At 62.5% G+C, this 17,448-nt stretch carries 20 protein-coding genes and 1 other RNA gene; 7 read left to right on the top strand and 14 right to left on the bottom strand.

The annotated features are described in order from the left end of the window. Positions 1-203 precede the first annotated feature (203 nt). Positions 204-2,711, bottom strand: a complete 2,508-nt coding sequence (locus KYK83_RS07610; protein WP_222827790.1) for an ABC transporter permease — start codon at positions 2,709-2,711, stop codon at positions 204-206. Continuing rightward, positions 2,708-3,397 carry an ABC transporter ATP-binding protein gene (locus KYK83_RS07605; RefSeq protein ID WP_346729434.1) on the bottom strand — a complete coding sequence of 230 codons (690 nt, stop codon included), beginning with the start codon at positions 3,395-3,397 and terminating at the stop codon, positions 2,708-2,710. Before KYK83_RS07605 ends, KYK83_RS07610 begins: the two co-directional genes overlap by 4 nt. A 47-nt stretch (positions 3,398-3,444) precedes the next feature. On the opposite strand from KYK83_RS07605, the gene KYK83_RS07600 reads away from it, so the two are divergent. Continuing rightward, positions 3,445-4,146: an arylesterase gene (locus tag KYK83_RS07600; protein ID WP_222827788.1), complete on the top strand. Its 702-nt coding sequence runs from the start codon at positions 3,445-3,447 to the stop codon at positions 4,144-4,146. On the opposite strand, the gene recF is transcribed toward KYK83_RS07600, so the two are convergent. Further along, the gene (gene recF / locus KYK83_RS07595; protein ID WP_222827787.1) at positions 4,143-5,222 is read right to left on the bottom strand and encodes a DNA replication/repair protein RecF; all 1,080 of its coding nucleotides are present in this window, start codon (positions 5,220-5,222) and stop codon (positions 4,143-4,145) included. The two genes, KYK83_RS07600 and recF, sit on opposite strands and share 4 nt — an antisense overlap. Positions 5,223-5,453: 231 nt before the next feature. Here recF and KYK83_RS07590 point away from each other — a divergent pair, with 231 nt between their 5' ends. Genes KYK83_RS07590 through KYK83_RS07580 form a run of 3 tightly spaced genes read left to right on the top strand, consistent with a single transcriptional unit; the run spans position 5,454 to position 5,942 of the window. Beyond that, entirely contained in the window at positions 5,454-5,573 is a 120-nt protein-coding gene (locus KYK83_RS07590; RefSeq protein ID WP_103024306.1) for a recombination protein F, read from the top strand. Between the two features lie 34 nt (positions 5,574-5,607). Then, a complete protein-coding gene (locus KYK83_RS07585; RefSeq protein WP_196845730.1) occupies positions 5,608-5,724 on the top strand; it encodes a recombination protein F in 117 nt (38 codons plus the stop codon). Continuing rightward, complete coding sequence (locus KYK83_RS07580; RefSeq protein ID WP_222827786.1) at positions 5,721-5,942, top strand: PspC domain-containing protein; 222 nt, start codon at positions 5,721-5,723, stop codon at positions 5,940-5,942. The genes KYK83_RS07585 and KYK83_RS07580 overlap by 4 nt, the downstream gene beginning before the upstream one ends. 105 nt (positions 5,943-6,047) lie before the next feature. Here the strand turns inward: KYK83_RS07580 and KYK83_RS07575 are convergent, their stop codons facing one another. The 5 genes from KYK83_RS07575 to KYK83_RS07555 are packed head-to-tail and all read right to left on the bottom strand — an operon-like array spanning position 6,048 to position 9,514. Next, positions 6,048-6,830: an SDR family oxidoreductase gene (locus KYK83_RS07575; RefSeq protein ID WP_103024308.1), complete on the bottom strand. Its 783-nt coding sequence runs from the start codon at positions 6,828-6,830 to the stop codon at positions 6,048-6,050. 2 nt (positions 6,831-6,832) lie between these two features. Beyond that, complete coding sequence (locus KYK83_RS07570; protein ID WP_103024309.1) at positions 6,833-7,378, bottom strand: NUDIX hydrolase; 546 nt, start codon at positions 7,376-7,378, stop codon at positions 6,833-6,835. A gap of 2 nt (positions 7,379-7,380) precedes the next feature. Continuing rightward, positions 7,381-8,055 (bottom strand): TPM domain-containing protein, encoded by a 675-nt coding sequence (locus tag KYK83_RS07565; protein ID WP_103024310.1) that lies wholly within the window; start codon positions 8,053-8,055, stop codon positions 7,381-7,383. Further along, complete coding sequence (locus tag KYK83_RS07560; protein ID WP_222827785.1) at positions 8,055-8,879, bottom strand: TPM domain-containing protein; 825 nt, start codon at positions 8,877-8,879, stop codon at positions 8,055-8,057. The genes KYK83_RS07565 and KYK83_RS07560 overlap by 1 nt, the downstream gene beginning before the upstream one ends. A gap of 11 nt (positions 8,880-8,890) precedes the next feature. Further along, complete coding sequence (locus tag KYK83_RS07555) at positions 8,891-9,514, bottom strand: LemA family protein (RefSeq protein WP_222827784.1); 624 nt, start codon at positions 9,512-9,514, stop codon at positions 8,891-8,893. A 151-nt stretch (positions 9,515-9,665) separates the two neighbouring features. Here KYK83_RS07555 and mscL point away from each other — a divergent pair, with 151 nt between their 5' ends. After that, positions 9,666-10,169, top strand: a complete 504-nt coding sequence (mscL, locus tag KYK83_RS07550) for a large conductance mechanosensitive channel protein MscL (RefSeq protein ID WP_222827783.1) — start codon at positions 9,666-9,668, stop codon at positions 10,167-10,169. Positions 10,170-10,221: 52 nt separating this feature from the next. Continuing rightward, positions 10,222-10,565, top strand: a transfer-messenger RNA (tmRNA) gene (ssrA, locus tag KYK83_RS07545). A gap of 54 nt (positions 10,566-10,619) precedes the next feature. On the opposite strand, the gene KYK83_RS07540 is transcribed toward ssrA, so the two are convergent. The 4 genes from KYK83_RS07540 to KYK83_RS07525 form a co-directional block, all read right to left on the bottom strand. After that, positions 10,620-10,871 carry a hypothetical protein gene (locus KYK83_RS07540; protein ID WP_222827782.1) on the bottom strand — a complete coding sequence of 84 codons (252 nt, stop codon included), beginning with the start codon at positions 10,869-10,871 and terminating at the stop codon, positions 10,620-10,622. Between the two features lie 144 nt (positions 10,872-11,015). After that, positions 11,016-12,269 carry an N-succinylarginine dihydrolase gene (locus KYK83_RS07535; protein ID WP_222827781.1) on the bottom strand — a complete coding sequence of 418 codons (1,254 nt, stop codon included), beginning with the start codon at positions 12,267-12,269 and terminating at the stop codon, positions 11,016-11,018. Beyond that, a complete protein-coding gene (locus KYK83_RS07530) occupies positions 12,266-13,282 on the bottom strand; it encodes an arginine N-succinyltransferase (protein WP_222827780.1) in 1,017 nt (338 codons plus the stop codon). Before KYK83_RS07530 ends, KYK83_RS07535 begins: the two co-directional genes overlap by 4 nt. Further along, positions 13,279-14,487, bottom strand: a complete 1,209-nt coding sequence (locus KYK83_RS07525) for a hydrolase (RefSeq protein WP_222827779.1) — start codon at positions 14,485-14,487, stop codon at positions 13,279-13,281. The genes KYK83_RS07530 and KYK83_RS07525 overlap by 4 nt, the downstream gene beginning before the upstream one ends. 134 nt (positions 14,488-14,621) lie before the next feature. Between KYK83_RS07525 and KYK83_RS07520 the strand changes: the two genes are divergently transcribed. Then, on the top strand, positions 14,622-16,718 hold the full coding sequence (locus KYK83_RS07520) for a malate synthase G (protein ID WP_222827778.1): 2,097 nt from the start codon (positions 14,622-14,624) through the stop codon (positions 16,716-16,718). Positions 16,719-16,799: 81 nt separating this feature from the next. Here KYK83_RS07520 and KYK83_RS07515 read toward each other — a convergent pair whose 3' ends face one another. Both KYK83_RS07515 and KYK83_RS07510 read right to left on the bottom strand, forming a co-directional pair. Then, positions 16,800-17,015 carry a hypothetical protein gene (locus KYK83_RS07515; protein WP_196845741.1) on the bottom strand — a complete coding sequence of 72 codons (216 nt, stop codon included), beginning with the start codon at positions 17,013-17,015 and terminating at the stop codon, positions 16,800-16,802. A 90-nt stretch (positions 17,016-17,105) separates the two neighbouring features. Then, complete coding sequence (locus KYK83_RS07510; RefSeq protein WP_103024320.1) at positions 17,106-17,318, bottom strand: cold-shock protein; 213 nt, start codon at positions 17,316-17,318, stop codon at positions 17,106-17,108. Between the last annotated feature and the right edge of the window lie 130 nt (positions 17,319-17,448).

Here is a 17,448-nt window from a genome sequence, read left to right as displayed (position 1 = left end):
GAAAAATTGGAATGGAGAAGGGGGCCCGCGTGGCCCCCTTTTTCTTTTGTCCCATTTCGGCACAGCATATACGCATTACGCGGTAGTCCAGCTGGATGCGTGATATATCGCAGATGCGACCCGAAGGGCTCGTGCATTGCACCGAGCGCTTTATCTTAGAGCCCCGCGTTCTCGCGGGGCTTTTTTTTGGATCGCATTGGCTCTTAGAGGTCTCGCAACGCCTGCGCAGGTTTGGCACGCAGTAGCGGCATCGAAGCGCCAAGAGCGAAGGCCAGAACGACGAAGACGCCGAGGCCAAGCACAGCGAGCACTTGGCCCCAATCCGGCAGCCAGTCGAATTCGAACAACTGCGTGATGACCAGCCATGCAGCAAGGCTGCCAATGCCAAGCGCCACGACCGCAAGCGTTGCCGCCAAGGCGACGTATTCAATCAATTGCATAGCAATGATCTGGCGGCGATCGGCACCTAGCACCCTCAGGATGACGGTATCGTACGTCCGCGCCGCGCGCGCGGCGGCAATGGCGCCCAGCAGAACGGCAAGACCGGCGAGGACCGCGACGCTGGCGGCGGCGAGCGTGGCAAAGCCGACCTGTTCCAGGATGGTCCGCGCCTGTTCCAGCACACCGCCAACCTCGATCACCGAAGTCGAGGGGAGGGCGGCCACCAGCGATTGCAGAAGTGGACCGGTCGGCGTGCCCCGGCTGAGTTCGACGGTCGCCGCGAGATTATGCGGTGCATCCTGAAGGGCGTTGGGACTGAGCACGAAGACGTAGTTGAAGCCCATGCTTTCCCAGTCGATGCGGCGCAGATTGGCGATGCGGGCGGTCCGATCTACGCCGAGTACGCCAAAGGTCAGCATGTCGCCGACCTTCAGGCCTGCGGCGTCGGCAAAATCCTCGTCGACCGAAACCAGCGGCTCGCCCGCATACATTGGGCCCCACCACGTGCCTTCGGTCAACTCGTTGCCTTCCGGCAGACGATCGGCATAGGTCAGGCCGCGTTCCCCGCGCAGGGCCCACGCGCCGTCCGGAATTTCGTCCAGATCAGCGGTGCGGGTCATTGCCCCTTCAGAGCCGAATGCGAGCACGGAGCCACGCAGCGCGGGGACCATGCGCCAGCTTGCGCCCGGATCGGCATTGCGGACCAACGTCTCGAATTCGTCCACCTGGTCGCGCGGGATATCGAGCACGAAATAGTCGGGCGCACGGTCCGGCACGCGTTTGGCGATATTGCCGTCGATGGCGCTCTGAACCGCTGCCAGCAGGACAAAGGCCGAAAGTCCGAAACCGAGGGCGGTTACCAGCGCGCCGGTGGATGAGCCCGGGCGATGCAGGTTGGCAAGCGCATTGCGCGCGACCGGGTTGCGCGGCCGGGGAAGGGCGGCTGCGAGCCGGCGAATGCCAAGGCCGAGCAAGGCGAGCAGGCCGAGTATGGCGGCGGCTCCGGCCAGGAAGCTGCCCGAAAGCATAGGGTTGTCGGATGTCAGCAAGGCGAGGGTGACGATGGCAGCGAGACCACCGCCGACCAAAGCCAGTGCGCGGGGATCGCGCGCCAGCGGCGCGACGCGGGCGCGCATCAGCGCCATGGCCGGGAAATTGCGTGCGCGCAGCAAGGGCGGGGCCGCGAATACCAGCGCCACCAGCATGCCATAGGCCAATGCCAACACGATCGCGCCGGGATCGATGATCACTCCGCTGGAAACGGGCAGCAGACCCTGCAACGCCGTTGCCAGAAGCGGAACGATGGCAATGCCGGCGGCAATTCCCGCAAGGCTGCCCGCCAGCGTAGCGGCGACGATTTGCAGTGCGTAGATACGCGCGATGTCATTGCTGGTCGCGCCGAGGATCTTGAGGGTGGCGATCCCCTGCCTGCGCGCGTCGAGATAGGATGTGACGCCGCCTCCGATACCGATACCGGCAATGACCAGTGCCGCGAGGCCGACAAGCGTCAGAAACTCGCTCATGCGGTCCACGAACCGGTCGGTGCCGGGTGCGGCGCGGTCCGCGGTGTCGATATCGAAACCGGCGTCGGGAAATTGCTGCTTCAGTTCTTCGCCGACCGCCTCGGTATCGCGGCTTTGCGTGAAACGAACCCTAGTCTTGGACTGATACATCGATCCTGGCGCGATCAGCCCGGCGCGGATGGGGAGATCCTCTGCCACGATGATCGTCGGACCCAATTGAAAACCTTCGCCGAGACGATCGGGTTCATCGGCGATGATCCCGCCGATCGACAACTTCTCCGTGCCGATGTCGATAGTGTCGCCCGGCGCGACGCCCAAGCGATCGGCTGCACCCTGCGACAGCCAGGCTTCATCGGAACCTGGAGCGCCCACCGTACGGCCGTCCTCGAGGGTCAAATCACCATAAAGCGGATAGGCCTTATCGACGGCCTTAAGTTCGATCGGCGCGGCCTGCTCGCCAAATCGCGCCATGGCCTGCATGCGGGTTCCGGCTGAAACATCGCCGAGCTGAGCGAGTGCAGCGCGTTCTTCATTGGTGAGATCACGCTGCCAGAGTTCGATCTGCAGATCGCCGCCGAGATAGGTCCGGCCGTTGGTTTCGATCTCGCGCTCGATCGCTGCAGTCAGCGATCCGATCGCCGCCAATGCTCCCGTGCCGAGAAACAGACAAACCAGCAGCAGGCGCAAGCCGCGAAAGCGAGCGTTGAGATCGCGTCGCGCGATCCGCCAGGCAATCGCCCAGGTCACGCCGCAGTGTCGCTGGCGATGCGACCATCACCGAGCTGCAGCACGCGCTCGCAATGCTCGGCAAGTTCAGGATCGTGCGTAATGACGAGCAACGTCGCCCCGGTTTCGGCGCGGCGGTGGAAGAGAAGTTCCACGATTTCGTGACCCGTGGCGGCATCGAGATTGCCGGTAGGTTCATCGGCGAAGATCAGGTCGGGACGCGGGGCGATCGCGCGGGCGATGGCGACGCGCTGCTGTTCGCCGCCCGACAATTGCTGAGGGTAATGATCCAGCCTGTGGCCAAGGCCAACCGCTTCGAGTTCCGCTTTGGCCCGCGCCTGGGCGTCGCGTTCCCCAGCCAGTTCCATCGGGGTGGCGACGTTTTCCAGCGCGGTCATGGTCGGTAACAGGTGGAACGCCTGCAACACGATGCCAATGCGCCCGCGCCGGGCATGTGCAAGGGCGTCCTCGTCCAGCGTCGCGAAATCTTCGCCCGCCACGAGCAGGGTTCCTCCGCTGGCACGCTCGAGGCCGGAAAGAACGGCCATCAGCGAGCTTTTGCCCGAGCCGGAAGGGCCAAGCAATGCGACGGTCGATCCACGCGCAATGTCGAGATCGATCCCGCGAAGGATTTCGACGGGAGCATCGCTGGAGCCGAGGGTCAGGGTGAGGTTGCGGGCGGAAATCGCTGCTTGAGAGTTCGTCACGGTACTGCGATGGCATGGAGCGGAAAACTGCACAAGGAAACTCGCCGATGCGTTTGCGGCATTTGTCGATCCTGTTCGCCGCCATGGCACTGTCCGCTTGCGGCGGCGCGCAAGATGCGGCGCCATCAACAGAAGCGGAAGCGAGCCAGCAAACCCCTGCGGCCGATATCGCTGTCGAAGGGCCGGAGAGGCGGATACTGGCTTTCGGCGACAGCCTGTTCGCAGGCTATGGGCTGGAAGAGAACGAGGGCTATCCCGAACAGCTTGAAGACGCGCTGCGCAAGGACGGAATCAACGCGCGGGTGATCGATGCCGGCGTTTCGGGAGATACCAGTGCAGCCGGTCTGCAACGGCTGGCCTTCACGCTCGATGCGCAGGAGGTCAAACCCGATCTCGTCATCCTCGAACTTGGCGGCAATGATATGCTGCGCGGTATCCAGCCTGGACAGACACGCGCCAATTTCGAAGCGATGCTGCAGGAACTGAGCCAGCGAGAGATCCCTGTCCTGCTGATGGGTATGCGGGCGCCGCCGAATTACGGGCCGGAATATCAGCAGCAGTTCGACAGCCTGTATAGCGAGCTTGCCAGCCAATACGATGCAGCTTTGATCCCGTTCTGGCTCGAGAGCATCTATGAGGACCGTAGCCTCTTCCTCGACGACCGCATCCATCCCACCGCCGATGGAATTGCGGCGCTTGTGCGAGATACCATGGGCGATGTGGAACAAGCGCTGCCGCCCAAGCCCTAGGCGCGCGTCACCGATCCTGCCGTTACGGCCCAGACGGCAGATTCCGTCGCTATGCTGCTGAAAGGGGCTGGCTCGGTTCCAGTCATCCAGACCTGCGCTCCACTGCTGCGCAATTGTTCGAAAAGAGCGGCGCGGCGAAGGGGGTCGAGATGCGCGGCCACTTCGTCCAGCAAGAGCAAACCTGCTCGCCCTTGTGCCGCCAGCCCGGCATGGGCCAACGTCATGGCGACCAGCATCGCTTTCTGTTCACCTGTCGAGCTTTGCGCAGCGGGGACCCGCTTGGCTGCGTGGATGACTTCAAGCTCGTCGCGATGCGGGCCAAGCAGGGTGCGCTGTGCGGCGCGGTCGCGCTTGCGGTTGTCATAGAGCGCCTGCGATAGACCATCCGAATGATCGGGCGCGCTCGGGGCATAGGTAAGGGCGGGGCGAGCGAACGGTTCGGCAGGCATTTCCGCCAGCCTTACCGCCAGTGTTTCAACGAGGCGCGCGCGGCCTGCCATTAGGGCGGAGCCATGTTGGACCATTTGGGCTTCAATGGCATCGAGCCAAGCGTTCTCAGGCTCTCGCAGGTCGGATAACAGGCGATTGCGTTCGCGCAGGGCACCTTCGTAGCGGGCTGCATGACTGGCATGCGCTGGTTCGAGCGCAAGCGCCAGCCGGTCCAAGTAGCGTCGGCGATCGCCGGCGGCGCCGGTGAACAAGCCATCCATGGCGGGAGTGAGCCATGTCACCGCGAGCCATTCGCCGAGGCTGGTCGCACTGCTTTCCGCCCCGTTTATCCGGACGCGGCGGCGGCCCGGGTTGGCGCTTTCCGAATATGTGGCGAGCCGTACGGCTTCACCATCCTGCAGCAGGCTGGCCCCCACGCCGAAGCCAGCATCGCTGCCATTGCGGACCATGTCGCCCAAGGCAGCGCGGCGCAGGCCGCGCCCTGGGGCAAGCAGGGAAAGCGCTTCGAGAATATTGGTCTTTCCCGCACCGTTTTCGCCCACGAGCAGATTGAATTGCGCGGTATCGCCCAGTTCGGTCGAACCGTGGTTGCGAAAGTCGGTCAGGGAGATGCGATCGAGCGCCATGAGGTGAGCGTTCGATAGCGCGCCGTCGCCACGCCCGCCACTTCAAAACATATCATTTCCAACAGTTGGGGAAATTCCCCAACCTTTCGGATTGGTGAACGACGTCTGCTCTCATGGTTCAGGAAGAATTGACGGAATTCCGCCATTTTTCGAGTTTGGCACACCCGTTGCAAAGTACTTGGCATCCCGGATGGTCCGGGAAAAACGAACCAAGGATCAAGGAGCAACACAATGTCCATCTTCGAATATGCCAGCAACCGTGCACTCGCCGCCGTCTTCGCCCTGGGTGTCTCGGCAATGTTCATGGCCGCCGCCATCGTCCCCGCAAGCCCCGCCGGTCTCGTCGCCTGATCGGCCAACCGCCCACATTCTTCAGGAGGAAAACATGTTCAACTCTGACAACGGCCACAAGCTCTTCGCAGCCGCCTTTTCACTGGCCCTTTCAGCCCTCTTCTTCGCCACCGCCATCGTACCTGCATCGCCCAATGGACTTATCGCATGAGCAATCTGAAATTCCGCGAAGGGGACGATGCCGTCCGTCCAGCCAAGAGCTTCGCGCTTGATCGCACGAATGGCAAGATGATGGGGGTCTGCTCCGGTATCGCGCGCTATTTCGACATCGACGCCACCTGGGTCCGCCTTGGCTTCGTCGCAGGAACACTGCTCGGATTTGGCAGTTTCATCCTGCTTTACCCGGCGATCGCACTGATCGCAGACTGACCACGGCCCCGCGCCAACCGTCCCGGTTTTCGTGCCGGCCGTGGCTCACACAAAGAGAACCGGGAGGGGCCGCATGGCCCCTCTCTTGATTCTGCAGTCGCGGATTTACATCGCGGAAATGCCGCCATCGAGCTTGAGTTCCGCACCGGTCATGAAGCGGCTCTCGTCGCTGGCGAGATAGACCACGGCATTGGCGATATCGTTGGGCTCGCCCACGAATTTGAGCGGAATTTGCCGCGCCAGCTTTTCCAGCAAGACAGACTTGTCGAGATTGTGATTGAGCGCCGTGCCATCGAGGATCGGCGTATCGACGAAGGTCGGGTGCACGGAATTGCAGCGGATCTGCATATTCTTCTTCGCACAGTGCAGCGCGATCGATTTAGTCAGCATCCAGACCGCGGCTTTGGACGAGTTGTAGGCGGGCATGGTGTCGCTGGCGATCAGCCCCGCAATGCTGGAAATGTTCACGATCGAGCCGGGTGCATGCTCGCGCATCAGCGGCAGCGCCTTCTGGCAGCCATGAAAAATGGAATCGACATTGATCGCAAAGCAGCGCTTCCAATCGTCGAAATCGCAGGTCTCGATATTGCCGCCCACGCCGATACCGGCATTGTTCACCAGGACGTTGAGACCGCCGATATTCTCGCGCGCAGCGTCCACGGCGGCTTCCCAGTCAATGGGATCGGTAACGTCGTGCCGGATCGCATGGGCGGTGCCGTCACCCAGATCCGCATTGATGAGCGAGGCGGTTTCGGCAGCGCCATCACCGTTGATATCGGTGCACAGCACCCGCGCGCCCTCTTCTGCCAGCCGGGTTGCATGGGCCCGGCCGAGCCCCTGCGCCGCGCCTGTCACCAGTGCCAGCTTGCCTGCACACCGTCCTGCCATCGTCACTCTCCTGCCAATATTCCCTGTCCCAGCAGCAAGAGCACGCGCACATCGATCCCGCAACCATCGGCGCGTTTGGCGGCGGTAAAAGCGGCAATGTCGGATAGGGCGACACGGTGAACGGTGATGTTCTCTCCGCCGACCCCGCCGCCTTCGCCGACCTTCGCCAGCTGGCTGGCGCGGACCAGAGTGAAGCTTTCGCTGACCATTCCGGGAGAGGACCAGAACGTGCCCAGATCTTCGAGCACATCGGCGCGGTAGCCCGTTTCCTCTACCAGTTCCCGCCCGGCAGCAACGAGAGGGTCTTCGCCTTCGAAATCAGCCTCGTCGCCGATGAGACCCGCCGGTAGCTCGATACAGGGCCGGCCAAGCGGCACCCGGTACTGCTCTACCAGAAGCACGTGGTCGTCTTCGTCGACGGCAAGGATCACCGCCGCGCGGATGTTGCGGGGACGACCCACATATTCCCATCGACCGCGCGTTTTGGCGGTGATGTATTTGCCCTGCCAGACGATCTTCTCGTCCGCATCGTGATCGGGGACGGGCATGGTCAGACTTCTATCAGTCGGTCGGGAAGCTCGTTGCGGTCGTCATCGGCGCGCGGGAAATGTTCTGACAGTACCATGCCGACGTCGCGTACCCCGATGGCCAGGCTTTCGGCGATGTGGCCTTCTTTGAGCTCTTCCAGCATGTCCGCCATCGCTTCGCCCCAGACTTCTGCCGGCACAATTGCGGCAATGGGCTGGTCGGCAACGATTTCGGCGCGGTGTTCGCGCATGGACAGATAGAGAAGTACGCCCGTGCGGCCATGCGTGCGCTGTTCCGCGCCGACTTTGAAATGCCTGATTGCGCTGCTGTGAACGCGGGCACTCTTAACCGGGCCGGGGGTAAGGGCGAAGCGCAGCGGGTCCCAGCTCAGCAACAGCCATCCCAGCGTGAAGGCGACCAGCCCCAGGGCGATGGTCATGCTGGCGAGTTCGCCGGTCGTCCATTCGTGCATCCAGCCACCGACGAGCGAATCCCACAGATCCATGAAGGGCTGCGGGATCACCGCAAACAGGCTCATGGCCGTGAAGGCCAGCGCCACGGCCCACACCAGCACGACATCCGAATAGCCATCGCTGCGATCGGCCAGAACGGTCACGATTTCGCCGCTGGTGGTAAGTTCGGCCGCCGCGACGGCATCGGATACGATCTTGTGATCGGATTGAGAAAGATAGCCCATTACCACCCCCCGGAGGCGCCACCGCCCCCGAAACTGCCGCCGCCGCCACCAAAGCCGCCGCCGCCGAAGCCACCGCCGCCGCCGAAGCCGCCGCCTCCGCCCCAGTCGTCATCGGTGAGACCGCGTGCGATCGCCTTGCCGGCTTCCCAGAGAATGATGTCGCGTGCGGCATTGCCCCACGGTCCCTTGCGATAACGCCGCCGCCGGCCGCGCCCACTCAGCATGGGCAGGACGAAGAAGAAAAAGATAAAGCCGAGCCAGATCAGCGCGCCGATGGGGAAGCCGCCGTCGCTTTCGCGCTGTTCGCTCACCTGCTGGGCCACCTTGGCCGCTTCTTCAGGAGGCAATTCGAGCTGTTTGATGATCTGGTCTGCACCCCAGCTAATCCCGCCGGAATAGTCGCCATCGCGGAAATATGGCTTCATCCCTTCGACATATTCGAAAGCAAGCCCGTCAGGGATGACGCCCTCCAGGCCGTAGCCGACCTCGACGCGCATTTTCTTCTCGTTCGGAGCGACGATCAGAATGATGCCGTCATTACGCTCCGCATCGCCCAAGGCCCATTCGCGGCCAAGGCGATAGCCATAGTCGGAAATGTCGTAACCCTCGAGATCGGGGATCGTCGCGATCACGAACTGGCGCTGGCTGCGCTGCTCGAACGCGTCCAGTTTTTCGGTCAGAGCGGCTTCGGTTGCGTCATCGATGATGTTCGCAGCGTCCACCACCGGCGCAGTGCCGCGTTCAGGAAAGGTCTGGGCAGCGGCGGGCAGGGCAAAGCCCAGCGCCGCCGCCACGGGCAGGATTACTGAGAGAAACAGGCGCATGTTTGTGCCGCTCAGTTTGCGGCGCTGCTATCCGAACGCATGTCCAGGGTTGGAGCGACTTCTGCACCCTGCGTCACGGCTTCGTAGGGAACCATGGGTTCTGCACCGTGAATGATGTTGGCGCCGATGGTATCGGGGAAGGTGCGGATCGTCGTGTTATAGGCGCGCACCGCTTCGTTATAGTCGCGAATGGCGACGCGGATCCGGTTTTCCTGACCTTCGATCTGGGTCATGAAGCGGCCGAAATTGTCCTGGCTGCGCAGTTCGGGATAAGCTTCCACATTGGCCATCAGCCGCGACAGCGCGCCGCCGAAAGTGTTCTGCGCCTGCTGATACTGGGCCATCTTGTCCGCATCGCTCAGATCGTTGCCATCGAGCTGGATTTCCGGACGGGTGGCGGATGCGCGGGCCTGTATGACCGATTCAAGCGTTGCACGCTCCTGTTCAGCCGAGCTCATCACGATCTGTTCGAGGTTGGGGACCAGATTGGCGCGTTCCTGGAAAGCGGCCTCCACATCGGCCCACTTGGCCTTTGCCGTTTCTTCAGCAGCAGGCACCGAGTTGATCCCGCAGGCCGATATCGCCAACGCAGCGGCGGCGACGATCGAGGCACGGAAAGCGGCGAATTGGTTCATTTCAAGAATCCTTCTTAGGGAGTCGGGGGACGTACTGCTTTATCTAGATAGCACACCATGGCGCCGGTTCAAGATTAACGCCCGCTTGTGACTGCCAAACCATCATGGCAGGGAAGGCGCCAGTTTTAAGGGTTAAGGGAATCATACCGCCATGAGCCTGGGAAAAGAATTCAAGAAGTTCGTCGCGCGCGGAAATGTTGTCGATCTGGCAGTCGGTGTCGTGATCGGCGCCGCCTTCAGCGGTATCGTCACGCAGCTGACCGAAGCCATAATAATGCCGCTGATCGGCTGGATCTTCGGTGACATCGATTTTTCCAACTGGTTCCTGCAGCTGGGCGAGATACCCGAAGGCTACGAAGGCGCGCTCGACAATTACGAGCAGCTCAAGGAAGCAGGCGTGGCAATGATCGGGTACGGCGCGCTCATCACGGCCGTGATCAATTTCTTCATCGTCGCCTTTGCGCTCTTCATGCTCGTTCGCAGCGTGAACAAGATCACCGAAGACATGCAGCGCAAGGCCGCTGCGACCGAGGACAGCTCGAAGAACGCAGACGTGCCGACGAATCCCGAACTCGACGTGCTGAAGAAAATCCTGGCGGAACTGCGCAAGGATGGCGGCGCGGCCTTAGGGCAAGGGCCTGCATCCAAGGGGTAGGTTCGAAGAAAGGGCGGGGCGCGACACTGCCACGGCAAAACGCGCGCTCCGCTCACTTCACATTAAGCTCCGCATCGCTATATAGGGGCTGTCGGCTTCGGCCGGATATGGCGATAAACTGCGCTGTGTAATAGGTACAACGGACCCGGGGGCAGTACCCGGCGGCTCCACCACAAACCGCCTTTTCCGGCGGATTATGACGGGGCCGAACTAGGATCGACGTGTGCTGAAAGGCAGTGTTTTCGCCCGGGCTGAGTAACCCGTAAAACTGTTCACAACACACAAGTGCCAACGATAACGAAGCACTCGCTCTCGCAGCGTAATCTGATGGGCTAACGCCCTGATCTTACAAAGCTAAAGCGCGGTTGGACCCACCGGGCAACAGAAGCGGATTCCGGGGCTCCGGGGGTAGCTAGCAACAGAAACCCCCACCCATTTCATCGATCGGCTTTATTCGGACTTGGCGTCACCCGGCGCTGCTTCCTGCGCTTCGCGTTCGTAGCGCAAGGCGTCGAGGATCTTCGCGCCGCCGAGGAAGACTGCGCCCGATGTCGCTGCGAAGAGCAGATAGCCCCCCACGCCGGGATATTGCAGCGTGTAGTCGGCGCCGCGGGTCATTGCGCCAAGGGCCAGGGCGAAGATGATCAGATAGGCTTCGAAGCGCGTCTTGATCACGAACAGCCGTTTCACCTTCTTCAGCACGCGCGCCTCACTCCGTTTCTTAACGCCCCGCGATGCAATTCGCGTGCCAGCGGCGCGAATCTGCGGGTTCGCCTAGTTAATGCGCGAAGAAGTGTAAAAGTGCCCGACGATGTATCTACGCGCCCCAATCTGGGGCGGTGGAAATTATGCCAGTTCGTCCAGCGACAACACGGCCAGCAGGGCTTCGCGCGCTTCGATGACCTTCGCTGCGAGAGCTTCGGTTCCAATTTCATCGGGCTGAATTGTTTCCGGCCACATCTGGGCAATCACCGCCTCGATCCGTTCGGCCTTCGCCTCGTCCAGCAAGAACCGCGCGTCGACCGTTGCAGGATCTGCCACCACGCGCAGCCGCAGGCAGGCCGGGCCGCCGCCATTCGCCATCGATTGGCGCACATCGACAGGGATGACGTGACGGATCGGACCGTTGGACGCGAGCATGCGTTCGCACCACGACCAGACGCTGGCGCTTTCCTGGCATTCGCTGGGGACGACCAGCGCCATTTCGCCGGTGGGCAATGTCACGAGCTGCGCATTGAAGAGATAGGTACGGATCGCCTCTTCGAGAGAAACCTGGCTTTCCGGCACTTCCACGACATGGAGGTCGGGGAATACGGCCCGGATGGCTTCGTAGGCGTCGATCTGGTCGGCAAAGGCCTGATCGTGCGTGAACAGGACTTTCTCGTTCGCGACGGCGACGACGTCGTTGTGAAACGCCCCGGCCTCGATGGCCGCCGGGTTCTGTTCGATGAAGACGCAGCGCCGGGGATCGAGGCCATGCAGCCGGGCGACGGCGCGGCTTGCCTGTTCGTGCTGGCGCGCGGGAAAGCGCCCGCCGGGCCGGCCAAAGACGAACACCTCCACGCCGGGTGCATCGTGACTGTCGCAAAACCGCATGTGATTGGCCGCACCTTCGTCGCCGAAGCTGGACGGGACCGCATCGTGCACCGCGAAATGCCGCTGATCACCGAATGCGATCTTCAGCTGCGCTTGCGTATCGCGCCATTCCTGCCCGCGGTGCAGCATGGTTACCAGATTGGCCAGCGTCAGATGGCAGCGGCCATCGCCGGTATCCGGCGCAGGACTGACGGTGGCGGCATTGGCAGTCCACATCGAACTGGCCGACCATGCAGCGGCCACGAGCGCCGGGTTCGTATCGTCGCCTACCGCCAGATCGCGCAGCAGGCCGAAATTGGGCCGGGGAAGGGGAAGCAAAAAGCCCTGTGCAAGCCCGCGCTCCAAATTGCCGCGCATCTTCGCGATCCCCTGCAACGCTGCCGCGCGCGGGTAGGAAGCGTTGCCCTTGTGGCTGGCGCTGGCAATATTGCCGAGACTGAGGCCGGCATAATTGTGGCTGGGTCCGACGATCCCGTCGAAATTGATCTCGACCAGCTTGCTCATCGCGCCACGCTCCACACCTCGTCGCCTTCGCCGACTTCGAGTGTTGCGGCACAGATCGCGTCGATGGCGACGGATCCGTCCTCGCCTGTCTCCCGCATACCGTAGGCGCAGCGGAACGTGCCCAGCGTGCCGGTGGCGATCAGCGCGCGCTCGCCAATGTCGAGATCGGTTGCGGAAACCCGTCCCGGAGTGGACCCGGCGATGCTTTTCACATTGTCGGTGCGTGCCGTCATGGAAGGGCCGCCATCGAAGATGTCGACATAGCCTTCTGCGGCGAAGCCTTCGTTTTCCAGCATCCGCATGGCGGCGCGGCCCGACGGGTGGGGGACGCCGATTACCTTCTTCGCTTCGTCATCCAGCATGGCGACATAGACGGGGTGCTTGGGCATCAGATCGGCAATGAACTGATTGCCGTTGATGGCGTTGAAATAGTCGGCTTCCTGAAAGGTCATGCCGAAGAAGCGGCCGGCCACGCCGTCCCAGAAGGGCGAGCCGCCGCGATCGTCGATCACGCCGCGCAGTTCGGCCAGAATGCGGTTGGCGAAGCGGTGGCGGTGCATGGCAATGAACAGATAGCGGCTGCGTGCGAGAAGCAGGCCGAGCCCGCCTGCGCGTTCTCCCGGGTGGAGGAACAGACCGCCCACTTCGGACGACCCCTCCAGATCGGTAACCAGGCTGAGGAGTTCGGCCCGCACGGTGCGATCAAGTTCCTGGCTGTGCTGGGTCAACGTGTTGAGGCGATAGCTGTAGAACGGCCATTGCTGGCCGACCTGGCTGAAAATCTGACAGGTGCCGCGCACCTGGCCGGTTTCGGTATTTTCCAGCACGAGTGTAAACTGGTCGTCGCCAAGTTCGTCGGCGTCGCGCGAAAAGGCATCATCCGCCCGTTCAAGCTTCTTGGTCAGCGCTGCGCGATCGGCCGGCAGATTGGTGAAACCGCCGCCGGTCAGCTTGGCCATCTCGTAGAGGTGTTCGAGGTCGCTGATATGCGCGGCGCGCAGGCGAAAAGTCACAGATGGTCTCCGGAAGATAGCTTGGCGAGAACCAGCGCGCTAAGCGCGGCGCGTTCGTGCAGCGAAGGAACGATCATGAATTCGTCGGGCGAATGAATGGCGCCGCCGCGGACGCCCATCGTGTCCACGACGGGTACGCCGGTAGCCGCGATATTGTTGCCATCGCACACGCCGCCGGTCGGCTTCCAGCCGATGTCCTGCCCGAGTTCAGCGCCGCATGTTTTGACGAGATCGAACAGGCGCTGCGCCTTTTCGTCGACCGGCTTGGGAGGACGGGTCACACCGCCGTGACGGTGGATGCCGACTTCATGATCGGCCTCGATGGCAGCGAGAGCAGCGTCGAGCTTCTCATCGAAGCGGTTCATGGCGTCGGTCGATTTGGGGCGAATGTTGAACCGCAGGATGGCAAGGTCAGGCACGACATTGTTCGCGCTGCCGCCTTCGATCTTGGCGGGGTTGACGGTGATGTCGTCTGCCTCGAGGGCCTTGATCCGCAACACGAGATCGGATGCTGCGACGATGGCATTGCGCCCGTCGTGCGGATTGCGCCCGGCATGGGCGGACTTGCCCGTGAAGGTGATCGAATAATTGCCCGTACCGCCGCGTGCATGGGCCAGCGTTCCATCGGGCAGGGCGCTGGGTTCATAGGTGAGCGCGGCATATTTTCCGCGGGCCAGTTTCTCGATCAGGGAGCGGCTGGCGAGGCTGCCGGTTTCCTCGTCCGAGTTGATCATCACATCGTATCCGACCCGCGGGGCGCACTCCATCGTCTCGAACGTCTTCAGCGCATGGAGGATAACATCGAGGCCGCCCTTCATATCGGCAGTGCCGGGGCCGTTGATCGTGTCATCGTCGATCCAGCTGACCTCCTGAAACGGGTGATCGACAGGGAAGACCGTGTCCATGTGGCCGGTCAGCACGAAGCGCCGTTCCGCATCGGGCCGGACGCGCAGAACCATGTGCCGCCCGTGCGGTTTTTCGAATTCGCGCCCTTCGGCGGATATGGCCGTTACGGTCGCAGGGTCGATCAGTTCGACGTCACCCGGCAGGATGCTGAAAGCATCGGCCAGGATGCCGGCCATGCGATCCAGCCCTTCGATATTGGCGGTGCCGGTATTGATGGCCGCCCAGTCCTGCACTTCACGCAGCATCGTATCGGCATCGATCGTGTCGAGCAGGGCTTGCGGTGCATTATCAGGTTTCATGTGCAACGTCCTTAATCCCGAGCAAGCCCGAGTCCACCCCGCGCCTTGCATTGATCAACGGCTGGCGGCATAGACCGTGCCGTTCCTCCCCGGGTCCGACATTGCCACGACTGCATCTGCCCCCGAGGAGTTTCATGACACAATACGTAACGCGCGCCGGGATCGAAGCCGACCCCAAGCTTGCCGATTTCATCGAAACCGAAGTGCTTGGCCCGCTGAGCCGCGATGTCGACGGGTTCTGGCAGGGCTTTGCCGCACTGCTGGAGGAATTCGCGCCGCGCAACGCCGCCTTGCTTGCCAAGCGCGAGGAATTGCAGGCGAAGATCGATGCCTGGCACGGCGAACATGCGGGCAAGCCGCACGATAGCGGCGCCTATCGCGCATTCCTGCAGGAGATCGGCTATCTCGTCCCCGAACCGGGTGATTTCACCATCGGCACGCAGAACGTCGATTCCGAGATCGCGACGATGGCGGGGCCGCAGCTGGTGGTTCCGATCCTCAATGCACGCTTCCTGCTCAATGCCGCCAATGCGCGCTGGGGCAGCCTGTACGATGCGCTTTACGGCACCGACGTGCTGGATGCGGCGCCTGCGAAGCCGGGCGGCTACGACGAGGAGCGCGGCGCTGCGGTGATTGCCGAAGGGCGCAGGCTGCTCGACGAGATCGTGCCGCTCGCCAGTGGTGGCTGGGCCGATCTCGCAGACCTCGATGCCATCGAACTCGCCGATCCGGCACAGCACATCGGCAGGACGGAACGCGGGCCGCTGTTCCGGCATAACGGGCTGCATATCGAACTGGTCGTCGACCCCGACAGCCAGGTCGGCAAGACGGACCGGCTCGGCATCGCGGATATCGTTTTCGAAGCTGCGCTGACGACGATCGCGGATTGCGAGGATTCGGTCGCGGCAGTGGATGCCGAGGACAAGCTGGTGGCCTATCGCAACTGGCTGGGCATCATGCGCGGCGACCTGTCGGAGAGTTTCGAAAAAGGCGGGCGCACCGTCACGCGCGAACTCGCCAGCGATGTGGTCTGGACCGACGACAAGGGAGCACAGCATTCGCTGCCCGGCCGCAGCCTGATGTTCGTGCGCAATGTCGGACATCTGATGACAAACCCGGCGATGCGCTGGGACGGGAAGGAAATCCCCGAAGGCATCATGGATGCCGTCGTCACCAGCGCGATCGGCGCGCAGGACGTTGCAAAGCTTGGCCGCCATGGCAATTCGCGCTGCGGCAGCATCTACATCGTGAAGCCCAAGATGCATGGGCCGGAAGAATGCGCCTTCACCAACGATCTGTTCGATGCGGTGGAGGATTTGCTGGGGCTTGAACGGCACACGATCAAGGTCGGCGTGATGGACGAGGAACGGCGCACATCGGCCAATCTCGCCGCCTGCATCCACGCGGTGAAGGACCGGATCGTCTTCATCAATACGGGTTTCCTCGACCGTACGGGGGACGAAATCCATACCTCGATGCGGGCGGGGCCGATGATGCGCAAGGGCGCAATGAAGAACTCCGCCTGGCTCAAGGCCTATGAGGCGCGCAATGTCGGGATCGGTCTGAAATGCGGCCTGTCGGGCAGGGCGCAGATCGGCAAGGGCATGTGGGCCGCACCCGACCTGATGGGGCAGATGATGATCGAGAAGATCGGGCATTTGCGCGCCGGGGCGAACACGGCCTGGGTGCCGAGCCCAACCGCCGCGACGCTGCACGCGATCCATTATCACCGCGAGGACGTGTTCGAGATACAGAAGGGCCTGCCCGCCGCGGCCAAGCTGGACGAATTGCTGACCATTCCGCTGGCGGACGGCACGAACTGGTCGCAGGACGAAATCCGCGAGGAACTGGACAATAATTGCCAGGGATTGCTGGGCTATGTCGTGCGCTGGATCGATCAGGGCGTGGGCTGTTCCAAGGTCCCGGACATCAACGATGTCGGCCTGATGGAAGACCGCGCGACGCTGCGCATTTCCAGCCAGCACATCGCCAACTGGCTGCTGCACGGCGTGATTTCCGAAGAGCAGGTGATGGACAGCCTGCGCCGCATGGCCGCCAAGGTCGACGGCCAGAATGCTGGCGATCCCTTCTACCGGCCGCTGCTGGAAAACGAGGACGGCCCCGCTTTCAGTGCGGCGAAGGATCTGATCTTCAAGGGTGTAGAGCAGCCGAGCGGTTACACCGAACCGCTGCTGCATGCCTGGCGCAGAAAAGCGAAGGCGTCTGGGTAGACACTAACGTCGGCTAACGGGGCGGGCCGTGCGCCGAGAGAAAGCTTTCGGCTGACGCGCTCCGGACCGATAGGGCGCCTGTTACTGGCTGGCGCTTTCGGCCAGTTGGCGGGCGGCGAGGCGTTCGCTCTCGTGCCTTTCGCGGTCCGCTTTCACCTTGCGGGCCTGATTGGCCAAGCCGCGCCAGGTCTTTTCAGCGCGAAGGCTGCGTTCCTTGACGTTGTCGAGCGTGGCCGCTTCTGCTTCGACGGCAGCTTCGCGGGCACGGGTATCGTAGAATTCGAATGTCTGGCTCATGATAGCGCTCCGCAAAGTTTGGTCATCGGGTAGGGTGCCCCTTCCGCGTGCAGGGTCGCACGAGCACGCGGAAGAGACCTTGGCAGGTGCTTAGTCGGCAGCCGACAGATTGATCGCACTGGCCTTGCCATTACGGCCGGTTTCGACTTCGTAATTGAGGCGCTGGTCCTTATCGAGCGAGTTCATGCCAGCAGCCTGTACGGCGCTGATGTGAACGAAGCTGTCGTCCGAACCGTCGTCGGGCTGGATGAAGCCGTAGCCCTTGTCGGTGTTGAAGAATTTTACGGTTCCGGTCTTGCTCATGATAGTTCCTTTCAAGAACGCATGGGGTTGCCCCGCCGCAGCATGCGGCAAGGTCGTGCTTAGAATCGTCCGATGAAAGGAAGTCGTCGTCTGGTTTGCGCCGGGGCTATCGAAAGCAAGCGGCGGTCGT

Source organism: Qipengyuania pacifica (assembly GCF_019857205.1).
Classification (GTDB): Bacteria; Pseudomonadota; Alphaproteobacteria; order Sphingomonadales; family Sphingomonadaceae; genus Qipengyuania; species Qipengyuania pacifica.
Note: the sequence above shows the minus strand (reverse complement) of the source record. Positions and strands in the feature narration are given on the sequence as shown.

Coding starts and splice junctions, on each gene's coding strand:
- KYK83_RS07600 (WP_222827788.1), top strand. CDS start 3,445: ATGCGTTTGCGGCATTTGTCGATCCTGTTCGCCGCCATGGCACTGTCC.
- recF (WP_222827787.1), bottom strand. CDS start 5,222: ATGGCGCTCGATCGCATCTCCCTGACCGACTTTCGCAACCACGGTTCG.
- KYK83_RS07590 (WP_103024306.1), top strand. CDS start 5,454: ATGTCCATCTTCGAATATGCCAGCAACCGTGCACTCGCCGCCGTCTTC.
- KYK83_RS07585 (WP_196845730.1), top strand. CDS start 5,608: ATGTTCAACTCTGACAACGGCCACAAGCTCTTCGCAGCCGCCTTTTCA.
- KYK83_RS07580 (WP_222827786.1), top strand. CDS start 5,721: ATGAGCAATCTGAAATTCCGCGAAGGGGACGATGCCGTCCGTCCAGCC.
- KYK83_RS07575 (WP_103024308.1), bottom strand. CDS start 6,830: ATGGCAGGACGGTGTGCAGGCAAGCTGGCACTGGTGACAGGCGCGGCG.
- KYK83_RS07570 (WP_103024309.1), bottom strand. CDS start 7,378: ATGCCCGTCCCCGATCACGATGCGGACGAGAAGATCGTCTGGCAGGGC.
- KYK83_RS07565 (WP_103024310.1), bottom strand. CDS start 8,055: ATGGGCTATCTTTCTCAATCCGATCACAAGATCGTATCCGATGCCGTC.
- KYK83_RS07560 (WP_222827785.1), bottom strand. CDS start 8,879: ATGCGCCTGTTTCTCTCAGTAATCCTGCCCGTGGCGGCGGCGCTGGGC.
- KYK83_RS07555 (WP_222827784.1), bottom strand. CDS start 9,514: ATGAACCAATTCGCCGCTTTCCGTGCCTCGATCGTCGCCGCCGCTGCG.
- mscL (WP_222827783.1), top strand. CDS start 9,666: ATGAGCCTGGGAAAAGAATTCAAGAAGTTCGTCGCGCGCGGAAATGTT.
- KYK83_RS07535 (WP_222827781.1), bottom strand. CDS start 12,269: ATGAGCAAGCTGGTCGAGATCAATTTCGACGGGATCGTCGGACCCAGC.
- KYK83_RS07525 (WP_222827779.1), bottom strand. CDS start 14,487: ATGAAACCTGATAATGCACCGCAAGCCCTGCTCGACACGATCGATGCC.
- KYK83_RS07520 (WP_222827778.1), top strand. CDS start 14,622: ATGACACAATACGTAACGCGCGCCGGGATCGAAGCCGACCCCAAGCTT.
- KYK83_RS07515 (WP_196845741.1), bottom strand. CDS start 17,015: ATGAGCCAGACATTCGAATTCTACGATACCCGTGCCCGCGAAGCTGCC.
- KYK83_RS07510 (WP_103024320.1), bottom strand. CDS start 17,318: ATGAGCAAGACCGGAACCGTAAAATTCTTCAACACCGACAAGGGCTAC.